This window comes from Viridibacterium curvum, assembly GCF_039544165.1.
GTDB classification, from domain to species: domain Bacteria; phylum Pseudomonadota; class Gammaproteobacteria; order Burkholderiales; family Rhodocyclaceae; genus Viridibacterium; species Viridibacterium curvum.
On the sequence record NZ_BAABLD010000020.1, the window covers coordinates 1 to 655 of the forward strand.

Genomic DNA, 655 nt, shown 5'->3' on the forward strand with positions numbered 1-655 from the left:
CTAACCCTACAGTCAAGCGGACCGGGGACCTGACCCGTTTTAGTTGACACCCTGACCTACCGGTTGGGGGTTGTATGGGAACACCAGGAGTACAGAAGGTGAGTCGCTACGGCGATGCCTTCAAAGCGACGGCGGTGGCACTGAGTCACGTGCCGGGCGTGCTGGTCAAGGATGTGGCTGAAGCGCTGGACATTCACCCGTTCATGCTGTCACTGTGGCGCAAACAAGTCCGTGATGGAGTGATTGTGGCCAAGCCTTCCAAGCTCGATCCGCAAACCACCGCCGAGCTCAAACGGCTGCGTGCGCTGGAGCGGGAGCATGCGCTTCTCAAAGAGGAGCATGCCATCCTAAAAAAATTCATCCGGTTCTGTGCCGAACGAAACAAGAGCGATTCGAGTTCATCGAACGACACAGAGCCGGACACGCCGTGAGCAGTTTGTGCCGTTATCTGAATGTGACACGTGCGGGCTTTTACGCCTGGCTCAAACGCGAGCCCAGCCAGCGCTGTGTTGATGATGCGCGCCTGCAGGCGCGCATCATCAACGTGCATCGCGGCAGTCACGAGACCTACGGGAGTCCGCGTATCCATCGGGCGCTGCGTACAGAGGGCGTGGCTGTCGGACGCAAACGCGTGGCCCGCCTGATGCGGGAGGCC

General features: G+C 59.8%; 2 protein-coding genes. Both read left to right on the forward strand.

All coding sequences use genetic code 11. The annotated features are described in order from the left end of the window. The first annotated feature begins 98 nt into the window (after positions 1 to 98). Positions 99 to 431, forward strand: a complete 333-nt coding sequence (locus tag ABEA02_RS19875; protein ID WP_345534895.1) for a transposase — start codon at positions 99 to 101, stop codon at positions 429 to 431. Then, the coding region (locus tag ABEA02_RS19880) for an IS3 family transposase (RefSeq protein ID WP_345534896.1) at positions 428 to 655 on the forward strand (228 nt) is incomplete at its 3' end. The genes ABEA02_RS19875 and ABEA02_RS19880, both read left to right, overlap by 4 nt.